Here is a 25,554-nt window from a genome sequence, read left to right on the forward strand (position 1 = left end):
GATTACTGATGCGTCACGACGATAAGGCGCAGCGCATCCAGACGCCAGCCAGCCTGCTGCAAGCTTTCCAGCACCTGCTGACGGTTGCTCTCAATCGCTGCCAGCTCATCATCACGGATGTTCGGGTTCACTGCACGCAAGGCTTCGAGGCGAGAGAGCTCGGCAGAGAGTTTTTCATCCGCTTCGCTGCGCGCCGCGTCAATCAATGCCTGAGCCGCTTTCTCAATCTGCGTTTCACCCAGTTGCAGGATGGCATGAACGTCCTGTTGTACCGCATTCACCAGTTTGCTGCCGGTATGGCGGTTTACCGCGCTGAGCTGACGGTTAAAGCTTTCGAACTCGACCTGCGCGGCAAGATTGGTGCCGTTTTTATCCAGCAGCAGGCGTACCGGCGTCGCGGGCAGGAAGCGGTTAAGCTGCAGCTGTTTTGGCGCCTGGGCCTCAACCACGTAGATAAGTTCTACCAGCAGGGTACCCACCGGCAGGGCCTTGTTTTTCAGCAGCGAGATGGTACTGCTGCCGGTATCGCCGGAGAGAATGAGATCCAGACCGTTGCGGATCAGCGGATGTTCCCAGGTGATAAACTGCGCATCCTCGCGTGAGAGGGCCACATCACGTTCAAAGGTGATGGTGCACCCGTCTTCCGGCAGGCCCGGGAAATCCGGCACCAGCATATGATCGGAAGGCGTCAGCACAATCAGGTTTTCGCCACGATCGTCCTGGTTAATGCCCACGATATCGAACAGATTCATAGAGAAGCTGATCAGACTGGTATCGTCATCCTGCTCTTCAATGCTTTCGGCCAGGCGCTGTGCTTTTTCGCCGCCATTGGAGTGGATCTCCAGCAGGCGATCGCGGCCCTGTTCCAGCTGCGCTTTAAGCGCATCATGTTTTTCACGGCAAGATTTAATCAGCTCGTCAAAGCCTTCGGTCTCTTCCGGCGCGGCCAGGTAACCAATCAGATCGCCATGCACCTGATCGTAAATAGTGCGACCGGTCGGGCAGGTATGTTCAAACGCGTCCAGACCCTCGTGGAACCAGCGCACCAGCACGCTCTGAGCCGTTTTTTCCAGGTAAGGCACATGGATCTGAATATCGTGCGCCTGCCCAATACGGTCCAGACGGCCAATACGCTGCTCCAGCAGGTCCGGGTTAAACGGCAGGTCAAACATCACCAGGTTGCTGGCGAACTGGAAGTTACGCCCTTCAGAACCGATTTCGGAACAGAGCAGTACCTGAGCGCCGCTATCCTCTTCGCCAAACCAGGCGGCAGCGCGGTCGCGCTCGATAATGGACATCCCTTCGTGGAACACGGCGGCGCGGATACCTTCGCGCTCGCGCAGCACCTGCTCCAGCTGCAGCGCAGTGGCGGCTTTGGCGCAAATCACCAGCACCTTCTGGGAGCGATGCGCGGTCAGGTAGCCCATCAGCCACTCAACGCGCGGGTCGAAGTTCCACCAGGTACCGGTATCCCCTTCGAATTCCTGATAGATCTGCTCGGGATAGAGCATGTCACGGGCGCGATCTTCAGCGCTTTTACGCGCGCCCATAATGCCGGAGACCTTAATGGCCGTCTGATACTGGGTCGGCAGCGGCAGCTTGATGGTGTGCAGCTCGCGTTTCGGGAAGCCTTTCACACCATGGCGAGTATTACGGAACAGTACGCGGCTGGTGCCGTGGCGGTCCATTAGCATAGAGACCAGCTCCTGGCGGGCAGCTTCTGCACCGTCATGCCCGCTGTTGGCCGTCTGCAGCAGCGGCTCGATATCCTGCTCGCCAATCAGATCGCTCAGAGTATTAAGCTCATCATTAGAAAGATGTTTGCCTGCCAGCAGTAGCGCTACCGCATCGGCAACCGGACGATAATTTTTTTGCTCTTCGACGAACTGCTCGAAATCGTGGAAACGGCTCGGATCGAGCAGGCGCAGGCGGGCAAAGTGGCTTTCCAGCCCCAGCTGTTCTGGCGTAGCGGTCAGCAGCAATACGCCCGGCACGCGCTCGGCCAGCTGTTCGATAGCCATATATTCGCGGCTTGGCGCATCGACGCTCCAGACCAGATGGTGCGCTTCATCCACCACCATCAGATCCCATTCCGCGTCGCAGAGGTGTTCGAGGCGCTGTTTGCTCCGGCGGACGAAGTCCAGCGAGCAGATCACCAGCTGTTCGGTTTCGAAGGGGTTATCTGCATCGTGCTGGGCTTCGGCGTAACGCTCGTCGTCAAACAGCGCAAAACGCAGATTGAAGCGACGCAGCATCTCCACCAACCACTGGTGTTGCAGGGTTTCCGGGACGATAATCAGCACGCGCTCGGCGGCGCCGGAGAGCAGCTGTTGATGCAGGATCATGCCCGCTTCGATGGTTTTACCCAGGCCAACCTCATCTGCCAGCAGTACGCGCGGTGCGTGGCGACGGCCTACGTCATGGGCAATGTTGAGCTGATGCGGAATCAGGCTGGTGCGCTGGCCACGCAGGCCGCTCCAGGGCATGCGGTACTGTTCGCTCTGGAATTTACGCGCGCGGTAACGCAGGGCGAAACGGTCCATACGGTCAATCTGACCGGCGAACAGACGATCCTGAGGTTTGCTGAAGACCAGTTTGCTATCAAGCAGCACCTCGCGCAGCATCACATCGCTCTCGTCCGTGTCGAGGCGCGTGCCAATATAGGCAAGCAGTCCATTCTCTTCTTTTACGTCTTCAATCTTCAGCTGCCAGCCTTCATGGCTGGTCACGGTGTCGCCCGGGTTGAACATGACGCGGGTAACAGGGGAGTCATTGCGAGCGTACAGACGGTTTTCACCGGTAGCGGGGAAGAGGAGAGTCACCATTCGCGCATCCAGCGCCACAACCGTTCCTAATCCAAGTTCGCTTTCTGTATCGCTGATCCAGCGTTGACCAAGTGTAAAAGGCATATATGTTCGGCTCTACTCTTTAAATTGCAGGCAATAGTTCAACCACCGTCGAAGATCGACAGTCATTAAAATATGGGTCCGGGAATGGAAAGGGCGCTATGGTACTGGATGGCAGCGATTTCGTCACCTGTCAAAATAGCCCCATCTGCCCAGTCATCAGTGTAGCAAAATCGTCGTCCAGGAAGGGTAAAATTCCGTCCGCCACGGGCTGAAGTTGTTTTGTGAGGTAGTGATCATAGTCAAGCGGCGAGCGCTGATAGTCCACCGGCTCAGGCCCGCTGGTGGTCCAGACGTATTTGATTGTGCCGCGGTTCTGATACTGCTGCGCACGCCCCAGACGGACATTCTCTTCATCGGCAAGCCTTGCAGCACGCACGTGCGGCGGCACATTGCGCTGGTATTCCGCCAGCGGCCGACGCAGCCGCTTACGGTAGACCAGCTGTGTATCCAGTTCGCCCGCCATCAGGCTGGCAATGGTCTCCCGGACATAGTCCTGGTAGGGCTCATTGCGGAAAATTTTCAGGTACAGCTCTTGCTGGAAACGCTGGGCCAGCGGCGTCCAGTCGGTACGCACCGTCTCCAGCCCTTTAAACACCATGCGCTGGTCATCGCCCTGCTGAATCAGCCCGGCGTAGCGCTTTTTGCTGCCCTGATCGGTACCCCGAATAGTGGGCATTAAGAAACGGCAGAAATGGGTTTCATACTCCAGCTCCAGCGCGCTGGTTAACCGCTCTTTTTGCAAATGGTTTTGCCACCAGTCATTGACGTAGGCGACCAGCCGTTTGCCAATGGCCATGGCCTGGTCTTCGCTCTGCTGGCCTTTTAGCCAGACAAAGGTCGAGTCCGTATCGCCGTAAATCACCTCATAGCCCTGGGATTCGATTAACGCCTTCGTCTGGCGCATGATCTCATGTCCACGCATGGTGATCGACGAGGCCAGTCTGGGATCGAAAAAGCGGCAGGCGCTGGTGCCGAGCACGCCATAGAAGGCGTTCATGATGATCTTCAGTGCCTGAGAGAGAGGCGAATTGCCGTGACGCTTTGCTTCGTCGCGGCCATGCCAGATCTGGCTGACGATCTCGGGCAGGCAGTGTTTCTGACGAGAAAAATGGGCACCGAGAAAGCCTTCAGTGCTGTGGGTGTCATCTGGCTGCGCCATCCCCTCTACCAGACCCACAGGATCAATTAAAAAGGTGCGGATGATAGAGGGATAAAGGCTTTTGTAATCCAGCACCAGCACCGAGTCATACAGCCCTGGCCTGGAGTCCATCACGTAGCCTCCAGGGCTTGCCTGCGGCGGCACATCGCCGAGATTCGGGGCCACATAGCCTGCCCGGTGCATGCGAGGAAAATAGAGATGGCTAAAGGCCGCTACCGAGCCTCCGTGACGATCCACCGCCAGGCCGTTGACCGTGGCGCGCTCCAGCAAAAAGGGCATGATCTCTGTTTTATGGAAAATCTGGGTCACCAGCTCGCAATCTTTCAGGTTATAGGTAGCGAGCGCCGGTTTGTTTTCGGCGAAACGGCGGTCAATTTCGTCCATCCTGTCCCAGGGGTTATCGATCGCTTTTCCTTCGCCGAGCAGCTCCTGGGCCACCGATTCGAGGGAAAATGACGAGAAATTCCAGAAGGCGGATTTCAGCGCTTCGATGCCGTCGATAATCAGGCGTCCATTGGCCTGCGCAAAGAAGACCCCATTCTTGAAGCCGTGCTCGCGCCACTCCAGCTCGCTGTTGTCGCGCCCCAGAAGCAGGGGGATACGATAGCGTTCCGCATGCTTTTGCAAAACGCGCAGATCGAACTGCACCACATTCCAGCCGATGAGCACATCGGGATCGTGCTGCGCAAACCAGGCGTTGAGTTTCTCGAGAAGCTGGGGGCGGCTTGAAACATATTCCAGCTGGAAATCGAGGCCAGAAGCCTCACCATTCGGCGGCCCCAGCATATAGACAACCCGCTGGCCACAACCCTCAATGCCAATGCAGTAGAGCTCACCGTGACGGGTGGTTTCGATATCCAGCGAGGCCCATTTTAGTGACGGGCGATAGTGGGGGTTTGGTTTAAGACGGGCATTAACCAGCCGGTTGCCCTGTGGGGTGCCATCGACCCAGACGGGGGCGGTGATAAAGCGCTCCATTAAAAAACGCTCAGGCGGACGGATATCGGCCTCATAGAGGGTAACGCCCGCCTCGCGCAGCACTTTCTCAAAGCGCATAAGCTGGCGGTGACCGCGACAGTAAAGGCCATACACCGTGCGGCGCTGGAAATCTTTTAATGCAAGCGGCGTAAGGCGCCAGCCGTTTTCGTCGCGCAGCAACGTTCGGGTCTTTTCAACATGAGGTTCGGGAATAAAGGCCACCGATTCCTGCGGCGGCAGCGTAACATGCAGCGGACCCTCGTCCGTAGCCAGCCAGAACGCCACCTCGGTACCTTGCGGCGTGTCTCGCCAGTGTCGGGTCAGTAAAAAGCCTTCTCGCGCCTGCGTCACGCCATTATCCCATCAAACAAAACCAGGCGTGATTATAGCCTGGTTGAAGGGCTTTTGCTGGGGTTTTATACAGGTGTGTTCGGCCGGAAGGCCCTGGCTTACCCCTCCCCCCGACAGGGGAGAGGCGGTGCTCACTGCCCGTAATAGGCTTTTGCGCCGTGCTTACGCAGGTAGTGCTTATCCAGCAATGTTTGCTGCATATCGGGTAATTGCGGCGCCAGCTGGCGGCAGAAGATGCCCATATAAGCCACCTCTTCCAGCACGATGGCGTTATGAACCGCATCCTCGGCGTTTTTACCCCAGGCAAACGGGCCGTGGGAGTGAACCAACACCCCCGGCATCTGCGCCGCGTCGATCCCCTGTTTCTCGAAGGTTTCGACAATGACGTTACCTGTTTCCCATTCGTATTCGCCGTTAATTTCGGCATCGGTCATCAGACGGGTGCAGGGGATGGTGCCGTAAAAGTAGTCCGCATGGGTGGTTCCGGTGGCGGGAATAGACTGACCAGCCTGAGCCCAGATGGTGGCATGACGTGAGTGGGTGTGCACAATGCCGCCAATCGACGGGAATGATTGATAAAGCAGGCGGTGGGTTGGCGTATCGGAAGAGGGCTTTTTGGTTCCTTCCACCACTTCGCCGGTGGCAATGCTGACCACCACCATGTCTTCAGCGGTCATGACGCTGTAATCCACCCCTGAGGGTTTGATGATAAAGACACCTTGCTCACGGTCTACAGCGCTGACGTTACCCCATGTGAGGGTAACGAGGTTGTGCTTCGGCAGCGCCAGATTCGCTTCCAGCACCTGACGTTTCAGATCTTCTAACATGCATTCCTCCAGGAAAAAGAGGCCCGCCCTGCGGCAGGCCAAAGGTTCCCCTGTTAACGTTTTGAGCCGTAGTAGACTTCGTTCCAGCGCAGCGCGTCTTTAAAGGCTGGCAGGCGGGTGTCGTTATCAATGACGGCAATTTCAATGTCGTGCAGTTCAGCGAACTGACGCATGTCGCTCAGATCCAGCGCATGGCTAAAGACGGTATGGTGGGCACCGCCCGCCACGATCCAGGCTTCGGAGGCGGTCGCCAGGTCTGGCTGTGCTTTCCACAGGGCGTTGGCTACCGGCAGCTTCGGCAGGGCGTGTGGGGTTTCGACCGCATCCACGCAGTTCACCAGCAGACGGAAACGATCGCCCAGGTCGATCAGGCTGGCGTTGATGGCCGGGCCGGTACGGGTATTGAAGATCAGGCGTGCCGGATCTGCTTTACCGCCAATGCCCAGATACTGCACGTCGAGGGTCGGTTTCTCTTCCACGGCGATGGTTGGGCATACTTCCAGCATGTGTGAGCCCAGCACCAGATCGTTGCCGTTTTCGAAGTGGTAGGTGTAATCCTCCATAAAGGAGGTGCCGCCCTGCAGACCGGTTGACATCACTTTCATGATGCGAAGCAGAGCGGCAGTTTTCCAGTCGCCTTCGCCCGCAAAGCCGTAACCCTGCTGCATCAGACGTTGAACCGCCAGGCCTGGTAACTGTTTCAGGCCGTGAAGATCTTCGAAGGTGGTGGTAAAGGCATGGAAGCCGCCTTGTTCAAGGAAGCGTTTCATCCCCAGTTCGATTCGCGCGGCATCCAGCACGTTCTGACGTTTGTCGCCGTTAATCTGCGCGGCGGCCGTCAGGCGGTAGCTGCTCTCATACTCGTCCACCAGCGCGCTAACGTCGCCGTCGGCAACTTCATTCACCACCTGTACCAGGTCGCCCACGGCCCAGGTGTTCACGGAGAAACCAAATTTAATCTGCGCAGCCACTTTGTCGCCGTCGGTAACGGCCACTTCGCGCATGTTGTCGCCGAAGCGCACTACTTTCAGCTGACGGGTATCTTGTTTAGAGACCGCCTGACGCATCCAGGCGCCAATGCGTTTGTGTGCCTGAGCATCCTGCCAGTGGCCCGTGACCACGGCATGCTGCTGACGCATACGCGCGCCAATGAAGCCGAACTCGCGGCCGCCGTGAGCGGTCTGGTTCAGGTTCATAAAGTCCATGTCGATGCTGTCCCACGGCAGGGCCGCGTTGAACTGGGTATGGAACTGAAGCAGCGGCTTATTGAGAATGGACAGGCCGTTGATCCACATTTTTGCCGGGGAGAAGGTGTGCAGCCACACCACCATGCCTGCGCATTTATCGTCGTAGTTTGCGTCGCGGCAGATATGGGTGATCTCGTCCGGGGAGGTGCCCAGCGGTTTCAACACCAGTTTGCACGGCAGTTTGGCCTCGGCATTCAGGGCATTGACCACATGTTCAGCGTGTTGCGTCACCTGGCGCAGGGCTTCCGGCCCGTAGAGGTGTTGGCTACCAATCACAAACCACACTTCATAATTATTAAAAATCGTCATTATCGTGTCCTTAATGTGTCAGGGTTGCCGTGGATTCCGGGCTGTTTTTTGCCGGTGCGGCGACAGGGAGATAGTGAAGCTCAGCGCTTTTCGCCCACTGCTGGTAGCGCTGATAAAGTTGTTCAAAGCGTTGCGCCTGGGCGGTACGCGGCTGAAGGGTGTTTTCCACGGCGCTGGCCATATGCTGCTGCGCAGCAGGAATATCGGCATGGACCCCAGCGGCCACGGCGGCAAAGATGGCGGCACCGAGCGCGCAGCACTGATCGGAGGCGACAATCTGCAGCGGGCGATTCAGCACGTCGCAGCAGGCCTGCATGATCACCGGATTCTTACGGGCAATACCGCCCAGCGCCATCACGTTGTTGACGGCAATTCCTTGCTCCGTGAAACACTCCATAATGGCGCGTGCGCCAAAGGCGGTAGCGGCAATCAGACCGCCAAACAGCGCCGGCGCATCTGTCGCCAGGTTAAGATCGGTAATCACCCCTTTCAGGCGCTGGTTAGCGAAGGGGGTACGGCGGCCGTTAAACCAGTCGAGCACCACCGGCAGATGCTCCAGGGAGGGATTTTTCGCCCAGGCATCGGTGAGCTGCACCAGCAGCTGTTTTTTACTCTCGGCAATCTGCGTTTTCAGTTCCGGATGGGTCGCTGCCAGTTGATCCAGCGGCCAGCCCAGCACGCGGCCAAACCAGGCATAGATATCGCCAAACGCCGACTGACCTGCTTCCAGGCCGATAAAATCGGGGACGACGCTGCCATCAACCTGGCCGCAAATACCTTTTACCGCACGCTCGCCGACGCTGGCTTTATCGGCGGTCAGGATGTCGCAGGTCGAAGTGCCGATGACTTTCACCAGGGTGTTTGGCTGCGCACCTGCGCCCACGGCACCCATATGGCAGTCAAACGCGCCGCCGGCGATCGCTACGGTTTCTGGCAGACCAAGACGTTCAGCCCACTCGGCGCAGAGGTTGCCTACTGGCACGTCTGCGGTCCAGGTATCGGTAAACAGCGGGTAGTCGAGATGCTGATTGATGATGGGATCGAGCTCGTCAAAGAAGGTCGCGGGTGGCAGACCGCCCCAGCTTTCGTGCCACAAGGATTTGTGCCCGGCGCTACAGCGGCCGCGGCGAATATCCTGCGGGCGGGTGGTGCCAGACAGCAGGGCCGGAACCCAGTCGCATAACTCGATCCACGACACTGCTGTCTGGGCAACGCGGGGATCCTGGCGGGTCACGTGCAGGATTTTGGCCCAGAACCACTCGCTGGAATAAATACCGCCGATATAACGTGAGTAATCGCTCTTACCCGGCTGATGGCACAAACGGGTGATGGCCTCGGCTTCTTCAACTGCGGTATGGTCTTTCCAGAGCACGAACATAGCATTCGGGTTATCGGCAAATTCAGGGCGCAGCGCCAGAACGTGGCCGTCGGCATCAATGGGGGCGGGGGTCGAGCCGGTGCTGTCCACGCCAATGCCCACAATCTGGCTACGCTGGTCCGCACTCAGCCCGGCGAGTACGGTTTTGATCGCCGCTTCCATCGACTCGATGTAGTCACGGGGGTGATGACGAAACTGGTTGTTCGGCGCATCGCAATAACGCCCCTCTTGCCAGCGCGGATACCACTCCACGCTTGTCGCTATCTCCTGACCGGTTGTGCACTCCACTGCCAGGGCGCGTACCGAGTCACTGCCAAAATCGAGGCCAATTGCAATTGCCATGGTGCTGCTCCATCAAAATACAGGTATGGAAGAACATTAGAGAGTGGGGGGAAAAATCGTCAGGCAGGATTCGCTAATCTTATGGATAATTTTGCTATGCCTGTGGAAAGTGTGACGCTGTGCAAATATTCAATGTGGACATTTCTGCCGTAGTTATAGACACTTTTGTTACTGATTATCGGCCTCTGATACGGCGAAAATGTGACGCAGTACGCTAAAGCGCCGTACCTTAACGAGAAGTCATCCCGTTCACGGCTTTCAGACGCCTTTTTTCAGGTCGGCTCTGTAGATATGGACAATTGGTTTCCTTACCCTCTGCCAGGAGTATTGAATTTATGGCTGAAACGCAAAACGATCCCTTACTGCCAGGCTATTCGTTCAACGCGCATTTGGTGGCGGGGCTGACCCCTATTGAGGCAGAGGGATATCTCGATTTTTATATCGATCGCCCGCTGGGTATGAAGGGCTATATCCTGAACCTGACGGTGCGTGGCGAAGGCGTGATTAAAAATCAGGATCAGACCTTTGTCTGCCGTCCGGGCGACATCCTCCTCTTTCCTCCCGGGGAGGTTCACCACTATGGTCGTCATCCGGATGCCAGCGAGTGGTATCACCAGTGGGTCTACTTCCGTCCGCGCGCTTACTGGCAAGAGTGGCTGAGCTGGCCATCCATGTTTGCCCACACCGGTTTCTATCGCCCGGACGAGGTGCATCAACCGCTGTTTCGTGAACTGTTTGCGCAGATCATCGAGGCAGGGCAGGCGGGAGGGCGTTATGCCGAGCTGCTGGCAATTAACCTGCTGGAGCAACTGCTGCTCAGACGTATGGAAGCCATCAATGAATCCCTTAACCCGCCGCTGGATCACCGGGTGCGCGATGCCTGCCAGTACATTAGCGATCATCTGGCGGACAGCCAGTTTGATATTGCCAGCGTAGCCCAGCATGTCTGCCTGTCGCCGTCACGCCTCTCGCATCTGTTCCGCCAGCAGTTGGGGGTGAGCGTGTTGAGCTGGCGCGAAGATCAGCGTATCAGCCAGGCCAAGCTGCTGCTCAGCACCACCCGCATGCCGATCGCCAGCGTCGGGCGCAATGTCGGGTTTGAGGATCAGCTCTATTTTTCTCGCGTCTTTAAGAAATGCACCGGCGCCAGCCCCAGCGAATTCCGGGCAGGTTGTGAATAAAGCGTAAAAAAAGATAAACGACATGGCGCAAGTCTGTTCACACCCGGTAAACTATTCAGACAATTGATGTCTTGACGCAGCAGGCGGCTCTTCGCAGAATCCCTGCTTCGTTATCTGACCGGAAAAGTTATGCAGGCATTGCTGGAACACTTCATCACCCAGTCCGTTACTTACTCCCTCATTGCCGTTGCGCTGGTGGCTTTTCTGGAATCGCTGGCGCTGGTCGGGCTGATCCTCCCCGGTACGGTGATGATGGCTGGTCTTGGCGCTCTGATAGGTAGCGGCGAGGTTAATTTCTGGCAGGCCTGGCTGGCGGGCATTATCGGTTGTCTGCTGGGCGACTGGATCTCGTTCTGGCTGGGCTGGCGTTTCAAAAAGCCGCTGCATCGCTGGTCTTTCATGAAAAAGAACAAAGCGCTGCTGGATAAAACCGAGCATGCCCTGCATCAACACAGCATGTTTACGATTCTGGTGGGACGTTTTGTTGGCCCGACGCGTCCGCTGGTGCCCATGGTGGCTGGCATGCTCGATCTGCCGATCAAAAAATTCATTGTGCCAAATATCATTGGCTGCCTCTTCTGGCCGCCATTCTACTTCTTGCCTGGCATTCTGGCCGGAGCGGCTATCGATATTCCTGCAGGTCAGGATAGCGGCGGCTTTAAGTGGTTACTGCTGGCAACGGCATTGCTGCTTTGGCTGGCGGCCTGGCTCTGTTGGCGTCTTTGGCGCAGCACCCGGGCTAACGTCGATAAGCTGAGCGCCTGGCTGCCGCGATCGCGATTACTGTGGCTGGCACCCCTGCTGCTGGGCGTGGCGGTGGTGGCGCTGGTGGCGCTTATTCGCCACCCGCTGATGCCCGTCTATGGTGAGATTCTGTTGAAGGTCGTGAGCCGTTAACCGCGCGCAATGCCCAGCAGATGCGAGGCGCTGGCGTCGCCGCTAAGCAGCACGCGGGTCTCACCGTCCCAGGCGATACGCCCGTCAGCCACGACTACCGAACGTCTGGCGATGCGGGCCGCATCTTCCACGCTATGCGACACCATCAACATGGTGAGCTGCTGACGCTCGCAGACCTCTTTGACCAGCAATAGCATCTCCTGACGCAGAGCAGGATCGAGGGCGGAAAAGGGTTCGTCCAGCAGTAATATCGGCTGTTCTCGCACCAGGCAGCGCGCCAGCGCGGCACGCTGGCGCTGGCCCCCGGAGAGCTCTCCTGGCAACCTGTCCAACAGATCGCTGATGCCCATCTGGCCGGCGATGGCCGCGAGCTTGCGCTGTTGATCGCCATTGAGCTTCAGGCCAGGGTGCATCCCCAGCCCGATGTTCTGCCGAACGCTCAGGTGGGTAAAAAGGTTGTTTTCCTGGAACAGCATCGACACCGGGCGCCGGGAAGGGGGCGTCCATGTGTGATCCCGGTTTTCTATCAAGATTGTCCCGCTGGCGGGCTGCAGAAAACCGGCGATCAGATTGAGCAGGGTGCTTTTCCCCGCACCGCTTGGGCCTAGGATGGCAACCGACTCTCCCTGCGGCACAGAAAGAGTAAAACGCATCGGCAGGTGCTGGTAAAGCCAGGTCACATCAGTCAGTTTTAGCATCACGCCCCGGAAGTTTTTCAATAACGGTAAACAAGGCAAAGCAGAGCATCAGGAGCAGAAGCGCCGTAACGGCTCCGTCCTGGCTGCGATAGGAGCCAATCTGCTGATAGAGCCAGAACGGCAGGGTGCGGAAATCGTCATTGCCAAACAGCGCCACCACCCCAAAATCACCAATCGAGAGTACGCAGGCAAAGGCCAGCGCCTGCGCCAGTGGGCGTTTCAGGGCGCGCAGTTCCACCACCTTTAGCCGTTGCCACCCCTGCATCCCTAATGATCCGCAAAGCAGCGTATAGCGGGCGCTGAGGTCGCGCATCGGGTTTTCCAGAACCTTAAGGGCATAAGGGATGGCCATCAGCGCATTGGTAAAAATGACAATGCCGTCCGCCAAAGCGGGCAGCCCGACGGTGCGGGTAAACAGCAGGAAAAAGCCGGTCGCCAGAACGATGCCGGGCATCGCCAGAATCAGCATGCCGCTCAAATCCAGCAGCTGTCCTGCGGCAGTGGCCTGCCGGGCATAGAGCTCACGGCTGCTCCAGAGGAGCATCATGGTCAGGATCACGCAGAGCAGGCCGGCGCCTGCGGCAATGCGTAGCGAGGTCGTTAACGCCTGCCAGAGTACCGGCTGTTGCAGCACGCTCAAAAGATTCCCGTTAAGACCATCCACCACGACCGCCAGTAGCGGCGGCAACAGCAGCAGCAGTGCCAGCGTAATCAGCATAGCGTCTGTCAGACGGCTACGCAGGCTGTCCTGGGGATCGCGCCAGCCGCTGATCTGACTTGTGCCTACGGCGAGGGCTTTGCCCAGACGCTGGCTCAGTAAGACCAGAGCCAGACAACAGACCATCTGAATGATTGCCAGCAGCGCCGCCCGGCCAGGATCATAGTCATAGCTCAGGGCCTGGTAGATAGCCAGCTCAATGGTGGTAGCCTGCGGCCCGCCGCCGAGTGAGAGCACAGTGGCAAAACTGGCGAAGCAGAGCATAAAGATTAGCGCGGCAGTAGGGAGGATCTGGCGGCGTAGCCATGGCCATTCAACAAAGCGGAAGAAGGACCAGCCGCGCATATTGAGCTGCGCGGCGAGCTGGCGTTGCTCGCCAGGAATGTTCTCCAGCGCCTGTAAGAGCAGGCGGGTGGCCATAGGCAAATTAAAGAAGACGTGGGCCAGTAAGATCCCCTGCAGGCCATAGGGAGAGAAGCGCCAGTTCAGCCCGATCGCTGCACAAATTTGGGCCAGCCAGCCCTGACGGCCATAGACGCTGAGTATGCCAAACACGGCGACCAGCACGGGCAGTATCAGCGTCATGGCGCACAGGCGCAGCAGGGCTTGCCTGCCGGGAAAACGACGGCGATACAGCGCACGCGCCAGCAAAATGGCGGGCGCGACGGAGAGCAGGGCTGACAAAAAGGCCTGCCAGAATGAGAAGCGTACGACGTGCCATAAATAACTGTCGTGCCACAGCGCAGAGACGTCGGCGTCGGGCGCACTGAACCACAGCGACAGAAAGGCGCCCAGAGCGACAGCCACCAACAGCGTGGCGGCCGTCAGCCCCGGTATGAGCCAGCCCGCGATTAACGGCTGACGGCGCGTTGCCATTCACTTACCCAGCCAGCACGCTTATCCGCAACCTGTTGCGGGGTGAACTCCAGCGTATTTTTCGGTTTGACCAGGCTATTAAAGCCCTCAGGCAGCGCAACATCGGTCACCGGGTACATCCAGTTACCGGTCGGGATTGCCTTCTGGAAGGCCGGCGAGACCATAAACTTCAGGAACTGCTCTGCCAGTTCTGGCTGTTTGCTGGCTGCGGTGCGGGCAGCCACTTCCACCTGCAGGTAGTGTCCTTCTGCAAAGTCAGCGGCAGCATAGTTCTCTTTTTTCTCTTCGATGATGTGATAGGCCGGGGAGGTGGTATAGCTCAGCACCAGGTCCCCTTCTCCTTTCAGGAAGAGCCCGTACGCTTCGCTCCAGCCTTTAGTGACGGTCACCGTTTTGGCAGCCAGTTTTTGCCAGGCTTCCGGGGTTTTATCGCCATAGACTTTCTGCATCCACAGCAGCAGGCCGAGACCCGGCGTGCTGGTGCGGGGATCTTCATAGATCACGCGCCATTTTTGATCGCTTTCAACCAGCTCTTTCAGGCTCTTCGGTGGGTTTTGCAGTTTGGTTTTGTCGTAAACGAAGGCGAAGTAACCATAATCGAAAGGCACAAAGGTGTCATTTTTCCAGCCACCCGGCACAGTTACTGCATCGTTCGGGACATTACTTTTGGCAAACAATTCGGTCTGGGTGGCCGCATTGAGCAGGTTGTTATCCAGCCCCAGCACGACGTCGGCTTTGCTATTTTTACCTTCCATGCGCAGCCGGTTGAGCAGGGAAACCCCATCCTCCAGCGCCACGAACTTCAGTTCACAATTGCAATCGGCTTCAAAGGCTTTTTTGACCACCGGGCCAGGGCCCCAGTCAGCGGCGAAGGAGTCGTAGGTATAGACCGTCAGCACGGGTTTCGCGAAAGCAGGCAGGGCCAGCAGGGCCAGCAGGGGAAGAGCTTTTTTTAACACTTTGCACCTCAATGTTGAGTGGCAAAGGATTTTGAGTGACAGCCTCAAATCCCTTCGCCGGCGTTATCCGGATCAGGTTCGACGGGTATTTTCTCAGCACACGCTTTCGCGCAGCACCCCGTTGAGAACGGCAGTATTGTAATGATTTGGTGAATATTACGAAAGTGTTATGGCTCCGGCGGCGCAAACCACGCCGATTTAAAGTCAAACCAGCCGAGCGTGTTCATCCGCAGACCACGCATACTGCGCTGACCCTGAATCATCAGCCAGTGGTGAATAAGCGGTACCATCGCTTGCTGTGCCAATAGTTGCTGGCACCACACCGCGAGGTTCATCTCACCCGCCCGCCACTCGGCGGCGTCTTGCTGCCAGTCTCGGGGAATGCAGTTTTGCAGCAGCGGGACCTCATACAGGTGTGAGAAGAGCGAGAAATCGAGCGGCAGAGTAAAGTTCACGCTATTTAGCCAGATATCGCTGACGATATCGCCGCGATGCCACTCGTCATAATCCACTTCCACTATTTCCAGTTTTACCCCTTCGGCGGCCAGCATAGCGCTCATCATTCTGCCGATGACCCGGTGTTCAACGTGTTCACGGTAGTAGGTCAGGGTAATGCTCTCAAGACCTGCAGGTTTTTCGCCACATCCCGGCCGGGCATGGTGCCAGCGAGGCAGCAAGCCCCAGGCGGGGAACCAGTAAGTCTGGTACTGCGCTTCCGCCTGATAGATCAATTTAGCGGGAGAGAGGATCTGGCTGATCCACTGACGGACCTCCTGGCTGGCACCGCGTCGGGATCGCGCGTCGAAGAGCAGGTAATAGCACCCCTCTTCCAGACGGCTCTCTACCGCTTTCTCCCCTTCGGTCGGCCCCTCAAGCGTCAGCCCTGGACTCAGCTCTTCACTGATATCGGGTAATACCCAGACGTTTACTTCATCGATCAGCGCGCGATAGCCAAAGTAATCGTCAAAGGCCTGAATCTTTAACTGATTATTGTTATTGCGCACCACCGCATAGGGGCCTGTCCCCACGGGTTGGCTGGCAAACTTAGGCATCGATTCCCATTCACGCGGCAGAATCATTGAGGGGACGTAACCCAGCAGCCACGGCAGCCAGCGGTCTGGTTCAGAGAGGTGAATATCCAGCGTCCACGCGGTAGGAGACTGAACGCTAACGATGTGGGAATAGAGCGGCAACATTCTGGCGCGCTCGAGCGAGGCAATCACGTCGCTCATCTCCAGTTCACGGCCATGATGAAAATGGATGCCGGGCCGTAAAAAAAAGCGCCAGTGAAGGGGGGCAATCTGCTGCCAGTGATGCGCGATATCGGCTTCCAGTTCCCCGTTTTCCTCATTTATGCGGGTTAGCCCGCTGAAGATTTGCCGCGCCATATGGGTCTCGGATCGACGTAATGCGCTACCCGGCAACAGGTTTTTCATTGGCCGATAGTAGAGGACGCGCAGGATATGCTTCCCCTGGCGGAAACTGCGGCCCAGATGAGAAACCAGCATCTGTCGCACCGCGGCTTTATCGCCGACTAACTGCACCAGTTGATCGATCCGATCCTGCTCCAGCAGGTCTTCGGCCCGCTGTTGCTGCAGCGCCAGGCCGGTATACAAAAAAGTGAGGCGCGAGCGTTTACCGCGTCCGGCTTCGGCCTCCCAGTTCAGCCAGCCCTGCTGCTGCATCGTATTGAGCAGGGTACGCATATGGCGGCGCGAACAGTTAAGCAGCGCGGCGAGTTCACTGAGGGTAGTGTCCTGGGTCTGGCCTTCACAGCATTGCCACAGGCGGATGAATTGTTGTTGCAGGCGACCAGAGGCCATAAAAGAGGAACTCCTGACAAAAAATCAGCAATTTATTAATCCCTATATTAAGCCAATAATTCTCTTCGATGAAGCGAGGAGGTGAATATGAGGAAGTCGACCGCACGTCAGTTTTTCCAACAGTACTTTGCCGCGACAAAGGGAGTGTCCTGGCTGGCCCGCCAGTGTGAAGCACAACGGTTCAAAATACTGGAAGAGTTGATGCAGTGGGACGTTACAACGCCGACTTCTGAACGCTGACTCGCCTCGATCATGTGTGACTGAGTATTGGTGCTAATCACCACGCCAGCAGTTATTATCTGCTGGCTTTTTTCATTTCTTTTGCGCTTAAGGATAGGGTCATGCTCTGGTTAATGACGATGGGTCGCCGCCTCAACGGTGTCTATGCCGCGTTTATGATAGTGGCGTTTATGATGGGCGTTGCCGGCGCGCTGCAGGCTCCGACCTTAAGCCTGTTCCTGAGTCGTGAAGTCGGGGCGCAACCTTTCTGGGTAGGGTTGTTCTACACGGTCAATGCCATCGCCGGGATTCTGGTCAGCCTGTGGCTGGCGAAGCGCTCCGACAGCCAGGGCGACCGGCGTAAATTGATCCTCTTCTGCTGCGCCATGGCCATTGCTAACGCACTGCTGTTTGCATTTAACCGCCATTACATGACTTTGCTTACCTGCGGGGTTCTGCTGGCGGCGCTGGCGAACACCGCCATGCCACAGCTCTTTGCCCTGGCCCGTGAATACGCCGACAACTCCGCGCGGGAAGTGGTGATGTTCAGCTCGGTGATGCGTGCTCAGCTCTCGCTGGCGTGGGTAATCGGCCCGCCGCTGGCCTTTATGCTGGCCCTCAATTACGGCTTTACCGCCATGTTTTCCATCGCGGCGGCAATCTTCGCCATCAGTCTGGGGCTTATCGCCTTTGCGCTGCCCTCTGTCGCACGGGTAGAGCAGACAGTGGATACCCCGGTGACCCAGGTGAGCGGCTGGCATAACAAAAATGTCCGCCTGCTGTTTATCGCCTCGACGCTGATGTGGACCTGTAACACCATGTATATCATTGATATGCCTTTGTGGATCAGCAGCGATCTGGGGTTGCCGGATAAGCTGGCGGGTATTTTGATGGGCACGGCCGCGGGGCTTGAGATCCCGGCCATGATCCTGGCGGGATATTACGTAAAACGCTTCGGTAAACGCCGAATGATGACCCTTGCCGTGGCGGCGGGGGTGATGTTTTACGTGGGGTTAATTCTGTTTCATAGCCGTGAGGCGCTGCTGGCGCTCCAGCTGTTTAATGCCATTTTTATCGGGATCGTTGCCGGGATAGGGATGCTTTGGTTCCAGGATTTGATGCCCGGCCGGGCGGGCTCGGCCACCACCCTGTTCACAAACAGCATCTCTACGGGGGTGATTCTGGCGGGGATGATTCAGGGCGCTCTGGCCCAGAGCTACGGACATGCAGCGGTTTACTGGACGATTGCGGCTATCTCGGTGGTGACCTTAGCGATCACCTCCCGGGTGAAAGATGTCTGACCGTGATTAAGCGGTTCGGGAAAGAATAAAAACAGGATGGCGGTTCTTATTAAGGGAATAATGAAGAACCGTGAGTAAGTAGAGTATTTAACGGTAAAAAACGACGAGCCGTTATTATTGTTGAAACCTATGCAGGGTGTGAGGCTAGCGGAGGGGGGAAATATCTCCACTAGCCTTGACTCTTTTATTAACAACGACCGGCTTTCCTGGAAAGCGCATCACATGTGGTATTACTGGTGCCGTTATTAGTGCCGGCACAAATCGCATCGGATACCGTATCCTCAGCGCCTAATGGAATCACGCCATATAATTTTGCCGCGCCGACTTTGGTTACGTAGCAACGGTGGGCCGTGTTATTGACGGTGGCGACGAAATTGGTTTTAACCCCTTTTTTGTCCACATTTGAGATGGGTACCTTGCTGGCGTCGACATTCAGGGCAAATGACGCGGCATCTTTCATCTCTTTCTCTGTTACGGCCGGACTCATTCCGCAACCGGCTAAAAGCAGAGTCGATAATACGATGGCGACAAAACGACGTTTATTCATGGTAGTGCTCCTTGCAAATTATCATGTCCGCCAAGTATAAGTGTTATTAATATTGGACCCTGTTGATTTTGATCATTAAATAAGGCGCTTTGAATTTGGTTTTATTATTTATTATGAGGTCGGAATGGCGTTATTTATATGCGGAAATAATGATTATTTTATTTTGATAATTATTATTTATTTATATTTTATTAAAGGGAAAGGTAATACAGGGAAGGAAAAACAGGTAAGGGAAAACAGGCCCGCCAGACGCGGGCCTGTTTTTTAGCCCATAAACGCAGGCTGTTTGTTCTCGTAGGCGGAGATTGCCTCTTCATGCTGTAACGTCAGGCCGATGCTGTCCAGGCCATTGAGCATGCAGTGGCGGCGGAAATCATCAATCTTAAAGCTGTAAGACTTTTCGCCCGCCTTCACCACCTGAGCTTCCAGGTCCACCTCAAAGGTGATCCCCGGCTGCGCTTTCACCAGCGCAAACATCTCGTCTACCTGCGCATCGCTCAGGGTCACCGGCAACAGCTGGTTGTTAAAACTGTTGCCATAAAAGATGTCGGCAAAGCTGGGGGCGATAACCACTTTGAAACCGTAATCGGTCAATGCCCATGGCGCGTGCTCACGCGAGGAGCCGCAGCCAAAGTTTTCGCGAGCCAGCAGGATGGAAGCCCCTTTGAACTCCGGAAAGTTCAGCACAAATTCCGGGTTCGGTACTTCGCCTTTGTCATCGAGGAAACGCCAGTCGTTAAACAGGTGCGCGCCAAAGCCGGTGCGGGTCACCTTCTGTAAAAACTGCTTTGGAATGATGGCGTCGGTGTCGACGTTGGCCGCGTCCAGAGGGACAACCAGGCCCGTATGCTGGGTAAATTTCTCTGCCATGATTGTCTTCCTTATTTCAGGTTGCGGATGTCGGCGAAATGGCCGGTAACGGCGGCGGCCGCTGCCATGGCCGGGCTGACCAGGTGCGTGCGTCCACCGCGACCCTGACGGCCTTCGAAATTACGGTTGCTGGTAGAGGCGCAGCGTTCACCTGGGTTAAGACGGTCGTTGTTCATGGCCAGACACATAGAGCAGCCAGGCAGACGCCATTCAAAGCCGGCGTCGATAAAGATCTTATCCAGACCCTCTTCCTCCGCCTGCGCTTTCACCGGGCCAGAGCCAGGGACGACCAGCGCCTGAACGCCCGGTGCCACTTTGCGGCCTTTGGCGATCTCTGCCGCGGCGCGTAAATCTTCGATGCGCGAGTTGGTGCAGGAGCCGATAAACACCTTATCGATCGTCACCTCAGTTAAGGGTACGCCCGGCTGTAAGCCCATATAGGCCAGCGCTTTCTCGGCGCTAGCGCGTTCAACCGGATCGGCAAAGGAGGTGGGATCCGGAACCGCGTCGTTCACGGAGATAACTTGCCCCGGGTTAGTCCCCCAGGTGACCTGCGGCGCGATCTCTTCGGCCTGCAGAGTTACCACGGTATCGAAGGTGGCGCCGTCATCAGTCTTCAGCGTCTTCCAGTAGGCAACCGCCTCGTCATAATGCTGGCCTTTTGGCGCATGCAGACGCCCTTTCACATAGTCAAAGGTGGTTTGATCCGGTGCGACCAGGCCCGCTTTGGCACCCATTTCGATAGCCATGTTGCACAGGGTCATACGTCCTTCCATGCTCAACGCCTGGATGGCATCGCCGCAGAACTCCACCACGTGACCGGTGCCGCCAGCGCTGCCGGTTTTACCGATGATCGCAAGGACAATATCTTTTGCGGTAATACCTGGGGCGGCCTGACCTTTTACCTCAATCTTCATGGTCTTCGCGCGCCCTTGCTTCAGGGTCTGGGTCGCCAGAACATGTTCGACCTCAGAGGTGCCGATACCGAATGCTAACGCGCCAAATGCGCCGTGGGTGGCGGTGTGGGAATCGCCGCAGACAATGGTCATCCCCGGCAGGGTGATGCCCTGTTCAGGGCCCATCACGTGCACGATACCCTGGTAAGGGTGGTTCAGGTCATAGAGCTCTACGCCAAACTCGTTGCAGTTTTTGATCAGCTCCTGCATCTGAATCCGCGCCATCTCACCGGACGCGTTGATGTCTTTCGTCTGGGTGGAAACGTTATGATCCATGGTCGCGAAGGTTTTACCCGGCTGGCGCACTGGACGATGATGAGCACGCAGACCGTCAAACGCCTGTGGTGAGGTCACTTCATGTACCAGATGGCGATCGATATAGAGCAGCGGGGTTTCGTTCTGCGCTTCGTAAACCACGTGAGCATCATAAATTTTTTCGTACAACGTCTTCGCCATGATTACACCCCTTCAGCGACATAGCGGGCAATGATATCGCCCATTTCTTCGGTACTGACTGCCGCGTTACCGCGGGCTAAATCGCCTGTCCGCACCCCCTCTTCTAAGGCGCGGTTAATGGCATTTTCAATGGCGGTTGCCGCATCGTTAGCATCCAGGCTGTAGCGTAACAGCAGCGCCAGGGAGAGGATCTGCGCAATAGGGTTAGCGATGTTTTTACCCGCGATATCCGGCGCCGAGCCACCAGCAGGCTCATACAGGCCAAAACCTTCTTCGTTCAGGCTGGCAGAGGGCAGCATACCCATCGAGCCGGTGATCATGGCGCACTCGTCAGACAAAATATCGCCGAACAGATTCGAACAGAGCAGTACGTCAAACTGAGACGGGTCTTTGATCAACTGCATGGTCGCGTTGTCGATGTACATATGTGACAGCTCAACGTCCGGATATTCCTGAGCGATTTCGTTCACGATTTCACGCCACAGAATGGAGGATTGCAGGACGTTAGCTTTATCAATTGAGGTCACTTTGTGGCGGCGCTTGCGTGCAGATTCAAAGGCGATGCGGGCAATACGCTCGATCTCAAAGCGATGATAGACCTCGGTATCAAAGGCTTTTTCATGCTGACCGCTGCCTTCGCGGCCTTTCGGCTGGCCGAAGTAGATCCCGCCCGTCAATTCACGTACGCAAAGGATATCGAAACCGTTGGCGGCGATGTCGGCGCGCAGTGGGCAGAACTCTTCCAGGCCCTGATAGAGTTTGGCCGGACGCAGGTTACTGAATAATTTGAAATGCTTACGCAGCGGCAGCAGAGCACCACGCTCAGGCTGCCCGGCAGGAGGGAGATGCTCCCATTTTGGGCCGCCCACGGAGCCGAACAGAACGGCATCGGCGTTTTCACAGCCGGTGACCGTGGCCTGTGGCAACGGCGTACCGTGATTATCAATGGCGATACCGCCCACATCATAGTGGCTGGTGGTAATTTTCATCGCAAAACGGGTGCGAATCGCTTCCAGTACTTTCAGCGCCTGTGCCATAACTTCGGGGCCAATTCCATCACCCGGTAACACAGCAATATGGTAATTCTTCGACATTACACGGTTTCCTTATTGTTCTCTTTATTCTGAGCTTTGCGTTGTAACTCTTTCTCGACCTCAGCGGCGCGCCAGATGTTGTTCAGGACATGCACCATCGCCTTCGCGGAGGATTCGACGATATCGGTCGCCAGACCTACGCCGTGGAAGCGACGGCCGTTGTAGTTGACCACGATGTCTACCTGACCCAGCGCATCTTTGCCGTGACCTTTGGCGCTTAAACCGTATTTCACCAGCTCAATGTCATAGTCGGTGATGCGGTTGATGGCCTGATAGATCGCATCGACCGGGCCGTTTCCGTTAGCCGCTTCGGCTTTCACTTCTTCACCACAGGCCAGTTTGACGGAGGCGGTGGCAATATCGCTGGAGCCCGACTGCACGCTGAAGTAATCCAGACGGAAGTGCTCTGGTTCCTCTTGCTGCTTATTAATAAACGCCAAAGCTTCCAGATCGTAATCGAATACCTGACCTTTTTTATCCGCCAGCTTCAGGAACGCGTCATACAGCTGATCCATGTTGTAGTCGGCCTCTTTGTAACCCATCTCTTCCATACGGTGTTTCACCGCCGCACGGCCGGAACGGGAGGTCAGGTTCAACTGCACTTGATTCAGCCCGATGGATTCCGGGGTCATGATTTCGTAGTTTTCGCGATTTTTCAGCACGCCATCCTGGTGAATGCCCGATGAGTGGGCAAAGGCGCCGGTGCCGACGATGGCTTTGTTCGCCGGGATCGGCATGTTGCAGATCTGGCTGACCGTCTGGCTGGTACGCCAGATTTCGTTGTGATTGATGCGGGTGTGCACATTCATGATGTCTTTGCGCACCTTGATGGCCATGATGACCTCTTCCAGTGAACAGTTACCGGCACGCTCGCCGATACCGTTCATCGCGCCTTCAACCTGGCGGGCACCCGCGTGGACGGCGGCAATGGCGTTACCTACGGCCAGGCCCAGGTCGTCGTGGGTATGCACAGAGATGATGGCTTTGTCGATGTTAGGCACACGCTCATACAGCCCGGTGATGATATTGGAGAACTCGAACGGCATGGTATAGCCGACGGTATCCGGGATATTGATGGTGGTTGCGCCTGCGCTGATGGCGGCTTCGACGACGCGCGCCAGGTCAGCAATTGGGGTGCGGCCCGCGTCTTCGCATGAGAATTCCACGTCATCAGTGTAATTACGGGCGCGTTTTACCATATAGATGGAGCGCTCAATCACTTCGTCCAGCGTACTACGCAATTTGGTCGCAATGTGCATTGGCGAGGTGGCGATAAAGGTATGGATACGGAAAGCTTCGGCCACTTTCAGCGACTCGGCAGCGACGTCGATATCCTTTTCGACACAGCGCGCCAGACCACAAACCCGGCTGTTTTTGATCGTGCGGGCGATGGTCTGTACAGATTCAAAATCACCCGGTGAGGAGACCGGGAAACCCACTTCCATAACATCTACGCCCATACGTTCGAGGGCCAGAGCAATCTGCAGTTTTTCTTTAACACTCAGGCTGGCCTGTAATGCCTGTTCACCATCACGTAAGGTCGTATCGAAAATAATGACTTGCTGGCTCATGGGTTAGGTCCTTGTCTGTATTTGGGCGCCTTGCTACGAGCATAAAAAAACCCGCGCAGTGGCGCGGGTTTTTTGTTTACCAGAGACGATTCAACGCTGAATTTCGTCCGCCAGTCTACCGCGCACAATGGATGCGTTTAGTAGTAGTAGACCGGTGAAACGAATGCTGCGGATCATGAATCTAGCCTCGGTTAAATGCGATATGCTTTTAGTGGTACTGGATACGCGCATTGATGTCAACCCCGCAAGGGTGAAAAGGGCGGACGAGGGGGCAGACAGCCAAAGATGAAATGAGCTAATTGTGCTGCTTTTTTCGTTGAAGACAATTTAAATGCTCTGCGATTAATTTGCATATTCATCGCTGGAATTAAAAGAAGATGTTTGTTTGCATTTGTACAGATTTTGCGACATATCGGTAATATTCTTTATTGCCTTTTGAATCAGAAGGTTGTTTAGGCTCTTTTTTTGTGATGAAGAATAAAGTGATAAGGTTGATAATTCATTGTTAATGATTACCTCTAGAAAGTTGTTAACAATTAATAGTGGCTTAAATAATCCTTAATTAGATGCCATATTGTATATTTATAGGGATTATGATTTCATTGGATTACTAAACTATTTAGTATGTTTTGACGAGGTAACTCCCTTTTTAAGGTATAGAGCTCCTTTTTATCGCTTGTGACAGAGCTTGATGTTTTCTGAAATTTATATATTTCTCTTTTGCTTGTTTTATATGCGTGATAAATCATATTTTGTCAGCTTATTATTGCGCACAAGTAAAAGGAGCTTAGCATGACAGTGAAGATGGATATGTGTGACGAAAATAGTGAAAAAGCACCGCAGAATGAGAATACTAAACCTCAGTTGCGTACCGTGGATCTTAATCTGCTTACCGTCTTTGATGCGGTAATGCAGGAGCAAAATATTACCCGGGCGGCACACGCCCTGGGGATGTCGCAACCGGCAGTAAGTAATGCGGTTGCAAGACTTAAGGTCATGTTTAATGATGAATTATTTGTAAGGTATGGCAGAGGGATTCAGCCCACCGCCCGCGCGTACCAGCTGTTCGCTTCGGTGCGACAAGCGCTGCAACTGGTGCAAAATGAACTACCGGGTTCCGGTTTTGAGCCGTTAGTTAGCGAGCGTATTTTCCATCTCTGTGTATGCAGCCCGCTGGATAATTATTTAACCTCGATTATTTATAATAAAGTGGGTGAGATCGCCCCCAATATTCAACTTGTCTTCAAATCCTCTCTCAATCAAAACACGGAACATCAACTGCGTTATCAGGAGACGGAGTTTGTTATTGGTTATGAAGAGTTTCGTCGCCCGGAATTCTCCTGCGTGCCTTTATTCAAAGATGAAATGGTTCTGGTATCCAGTAAAAAACATCCGCGTCTGCATGGCACGCTGCATGAAAGCGATATTTATAATGAGCAGCACGCCGTTGTTGCCCTGGACAGATATGCCTCCTTCAGTCAGCCGTGGTATGACACGCCGGATAAACAAGCCAGCGTTGCTTATCAGGGCATGGCAATGGTTAGTGTATTAAATATTGTGTCGCAAACACATCTGGTCGCTATCGCTCCGCGCTGGCTGGCTGAGAAATTTGCCGAACCGCTGAGCTTACGTATTCAGGCGTTGCCTCTGCAGTTGAATACGCGGACCTGTTATCTCTCCTGGCATGAAGCGGCGGGGCGCGATAAAGGTCATCAGTGGATGGAAGAGTTATTAGTGAATGTCTGTCATCGCTAAAACATCACAGGATAAGCACCATATTTGTTGTTTATCCTGCATTTTTTAATCGTTATGAAATTTTATACTGTCAGCCATTTTTTTACCTCGCCTTCTTTGTCACAAAAATGGATGAATTTCTGTGACGCTTCCA

Annotated in this window: 20 protein-coding genes and 1 riboswitch; of the genes, 5 read left to right on the top strand and 15 right to left on the bottom strand. The window is 55.6% G+C overall.

Translation table 11 applies throughout. The annotated features are described in order from the left end of the window. Positions 1-2: 2 nt before the first annotated feature. From rapA to araB, 5 genes are all read right to left on the bottom strand, one after another. On the bottom strand, positions 3-2,909 hold the full coding sequence (rapA, locus tag B2Q93_RS20550; RefSeq protein WP_040077203.1) for an RNA polymerase-associated protein RapA: 2,907 nt from the start codon (positions 2,907-2,909) through the stop codon (positions 3-5). A gap of 130 nt (positions 2,910-3,039) precedes the next feature. Further along, a complete protein-coding gene (polB, locus tag B2Q93_RS20555) occupies positions 3,040-5,397 on the bottom strand; it encodes a DNA polymerase II (protein WP_286934333.1) in 2,358 nt (785 codons plus the stop codon). A gap of 131 nt (positions 5,398-5,528) precedes the next feature. Next, on the bottom strand, positions 5,529-6,224 hold the full coding sequence (gene araD, locus B2Q93_RS20560) for an L-ribulose-5-phosphate 4-epimerase (RefSeq protein WP_046885004.1): 696 nt from the start codon (positions 6,222-6,224) through the stop codon (positions 5,529-5,531). 53 nt (positions 6,225-6,277) lie between these two features. Continuing rightward, positions 6,278-7,780, bottom strand: a complete 1,503-nt coding sequence (araA, locus tag B2Q93_RS20565) for an L-arabinose isomerase (protein ID WP_046885003.1) — start codon at positions 7,778-7,780, stop codon at positions 6,278-6,280. Between the two features lie 10 nt (positions 7,781-7,790). Next, positions 7,791-9,500: a ribulokinase gene (gene araB / locus B2Q93_RS20570; protein WP_212477239.1), complete on the bottom strand. Its 1,710-nt coding sequence runs from the start codon at positions 9,498-9,500 to the stop codon at positions 7,791-7,793. A gap of 335 nt (positions 9,501-9,835) precedes the next feature. On the opposite strand from araB, the gene araC reads away from it, so the two are divergent. Beyond that, positions 9,836-10,681 (top strand): arabinose operon transcriptional regulator AraC, encoded by an 846-nt coding sequence (gene araC / locus B2Q93_RS20575; protein ID WP_046885001.1) that lies wholly within the window; start codon positions 9,836-9,838, stop codon positions 10,679-10,681. A 129-nt stretch (positions 10,682-10,810) separates the two neighbouring features. Beyond that, the gene (locus tag B2Q93_RS20580; RefSeq protein ID WP_046885000.1) at positions 10,811-11,578 is read left to right on the top strand and encodes a DedA family protein; all 768 of its coding nucleotides are present in this window, start codon (positions 10,811-10,813) and stop codon (positions 11,576-11,578) included. Here B2Q93_RS20580 and thiQ read toward each other — a convergent pair. From thiQ to sgrR, 4 genes are all read right to left on the bottom strand, one after another. After that, a complete protein-coding gene (gene thiQ / locus B2Q93_RS20585; protein WP_046884999.1) occupies positions 11,575-12,276 on the bottom strand; it encodes a thiamine ABC transporter ATP-binding protein ThiQ in 702 nt (233 codons plus the stop codon). The genes B2Q93_RS20580 and thiQ overlap by 4 nt on opposite strands. Next, positions 12,260-13,870 carry a thiamine/thiamine pyrophosphate ABC transporter permease ThiP gene (gene thiP / locus B2Q93_RS20590; protein WP_046884998.1) on the bottom strand — a complete coding sequence of 537 codons (1,611 nt, stop codon included), beginning with the start codon at positions 13,868-13,870 and terminating at the stop codon, positions 12,260-12,262. Before thiP ends, thiQ begins: the two co-directional genes overlap by 17 nt. Beyond that, positions 13,846-14,829 (bottom strand): thiamine ABC transporter substrate binding subunit, encoded by a 984-nt coding sequence (gene thiB, locus B2Q93_RS20595; protein ID WP_046884997.1) that lies wholly within the window; start codon positions 14,827-14,829, stop codon positions 13,846-13,848. Before thiB ends, thiP begins: the two co-directional genes overlap by 25 nt. A gap of 31 nt (positions 14,830-14,860) precedes the next feature. Beyond that, positions 14,861-14,960, bottom strand: a riboswitch (TPP riboswitch). 36 nt (positions 14,961-14,996) lie between these two features. Further along, positions 14,997-16,652, bottom strand: coding sequence for an HTH-type transcriptional regulator SgrR (gene sgrR / locus B2Q93_RS20600; RefSeq protein WP_286783725.1), 1,656 nt, complete (start codon positions 16,650-16,652; stop codon positions 14,997-14,999). An 87-nt stretch (positions 16,653-16,739) separates the two neighbouring features. Between sgrR and sgrT the strand changes: the two genes are divergently transcribed. Beyond that, a complete protein-coding gene (sgrT, locus tag B2Q93_RS20605) occupies positions 16,740-16,892 on the top strand; it encodes a glucose uptake inhibitor SgrT (RefSeq protein ID WP_046884995.1) in 153 nt (50 codons plus the stop codon). A 101-nt stretch (positions 16,893-16,993) separates the two neighbouring features. Beyond that, positions 16,994-18,172 carry a sugar efflux transporter gene (locus B2Q93_RS20610; protein ID WP_040077189.1) on the top strand — a complete coding sequence of 393 codons (1,179 nt, stop codon included), beginning with the start codon at positions 16,994-16,996 and terminating at the stop codon, positions 18,170-18,172. Positions 18,173-18,359: 187 nt separating this feature from the next. On the opposite strand, the gene B2Q93_RS20615 is transcribed toward B2Q93_RS20610, so the two are convergent. The 6 genes from B2Q93_RS20615 to leuL all read right to left on the bottom strand — a co-directional run bounded on the left by B2Q93_RS20615 (position 18,360) and on the right by leuL (position 23,897). Next, positions 18,360-18,632: a hypothetical protein gene (locus B2Q93_RS20615; RefSeq protein WP_349679672.1), complete on the bottom strand. Its 273-nt coding sequence runs from the start codon at positions 18,630-18,632 to the stop codon at positions 18,360-18,362. Positions 18,633-18,983: 351 nt separating this feature from the next. Further along, positions 18,984-19,589, bottom strand: coding sequence for a 3-isopropylmalate dehydratase small subunit (gene leuD, locus B2Q93_RS20620; RefSeq protein ID WP_046884994.1), 606 nt, complete (start codon positions 19,587-19,589; stop codon positions 18,984-18,986). 11 nt (positions 19,590-19,600) lie between these two features. Continuing rightward, on the bottom strand, positions 19,601-21,001 hold the full coding sequence (gene leuC, locus B2Q93_RS20625) for a 3-isopropylmalate dehydratase large subunit (protein ID WP_207292989.1): 1,401 nt from the start codon (positions 20,999-21,001) through the stop codon (positions 19,601-19,603). Positions 21,002-21,003: 2 nt separating this feature from the next. After that, on the bottom strand, positions 21,004-22,095 hold the full coding sequence (gene leuB, locus B2Q93_RS20630) for a 3-isopropylmalate dehydrogenase (RefSeq protein ID WP_207292990.1): 1,092 nt from the start codon (positions 22,093-22,095) through the stop codon (positions 21,004-21,006). Beyond that, positions 22,095-23,666, bottom strand: coding sequence for a 2-isopropylmalate synthase (leuA, locus tag B2Q93_RS20635; RefSeq protein WP_040077183.1), 1,572 nt, complete (start codon positions 23,664-23,666; stop codon positions 22,095-22,097). Before leuA ends, leuB begins: the two co-directional genes overlap by 1 nt. Before the next feature lie 90 nt (positions 23,667-23,756). Next, positions 23,757-23,897 carry a leu operon leader peptide gene (gene leuL, locus B2Q93_RS21300; protein ID WP_207292991.1) on the bottom strand — a complete coding sequence of 47 codons (141 nt, stop codon included), beginning with the start codon at positions 23,895-23,897 and terminating at the stop codon, positions 23,757-23,759. Positions 23,898-24,458: 561 nt separating this feature from the next. Between leuL and leuO the strand changes: the two genes are divergently transcribed. After that, positions 24,459-25,421: a transcriptional regulator LeuO gene (gene leuO, locus B2Q93_RS20640; RefSeq protein ID WP_046884991.1), complete on the top strand. Its 963-nt coding sequence runs from the start codon at positions 24,459-24,461 to the stop codon at positions 25,419-25,421. The last annotated feature ends 133 nt before the right edge of the window (positions 25,422-25,554 follow it).

The organism is Leclercia sp. UBA5958, assembly GCF_002430365.1.
GTDB lineage: Bacteria > Pseudomonadota > Gammaproteobacteria > Enterobacterales > Enterobacteriaceae > Enterobacter > Enterobacter pneumoniae.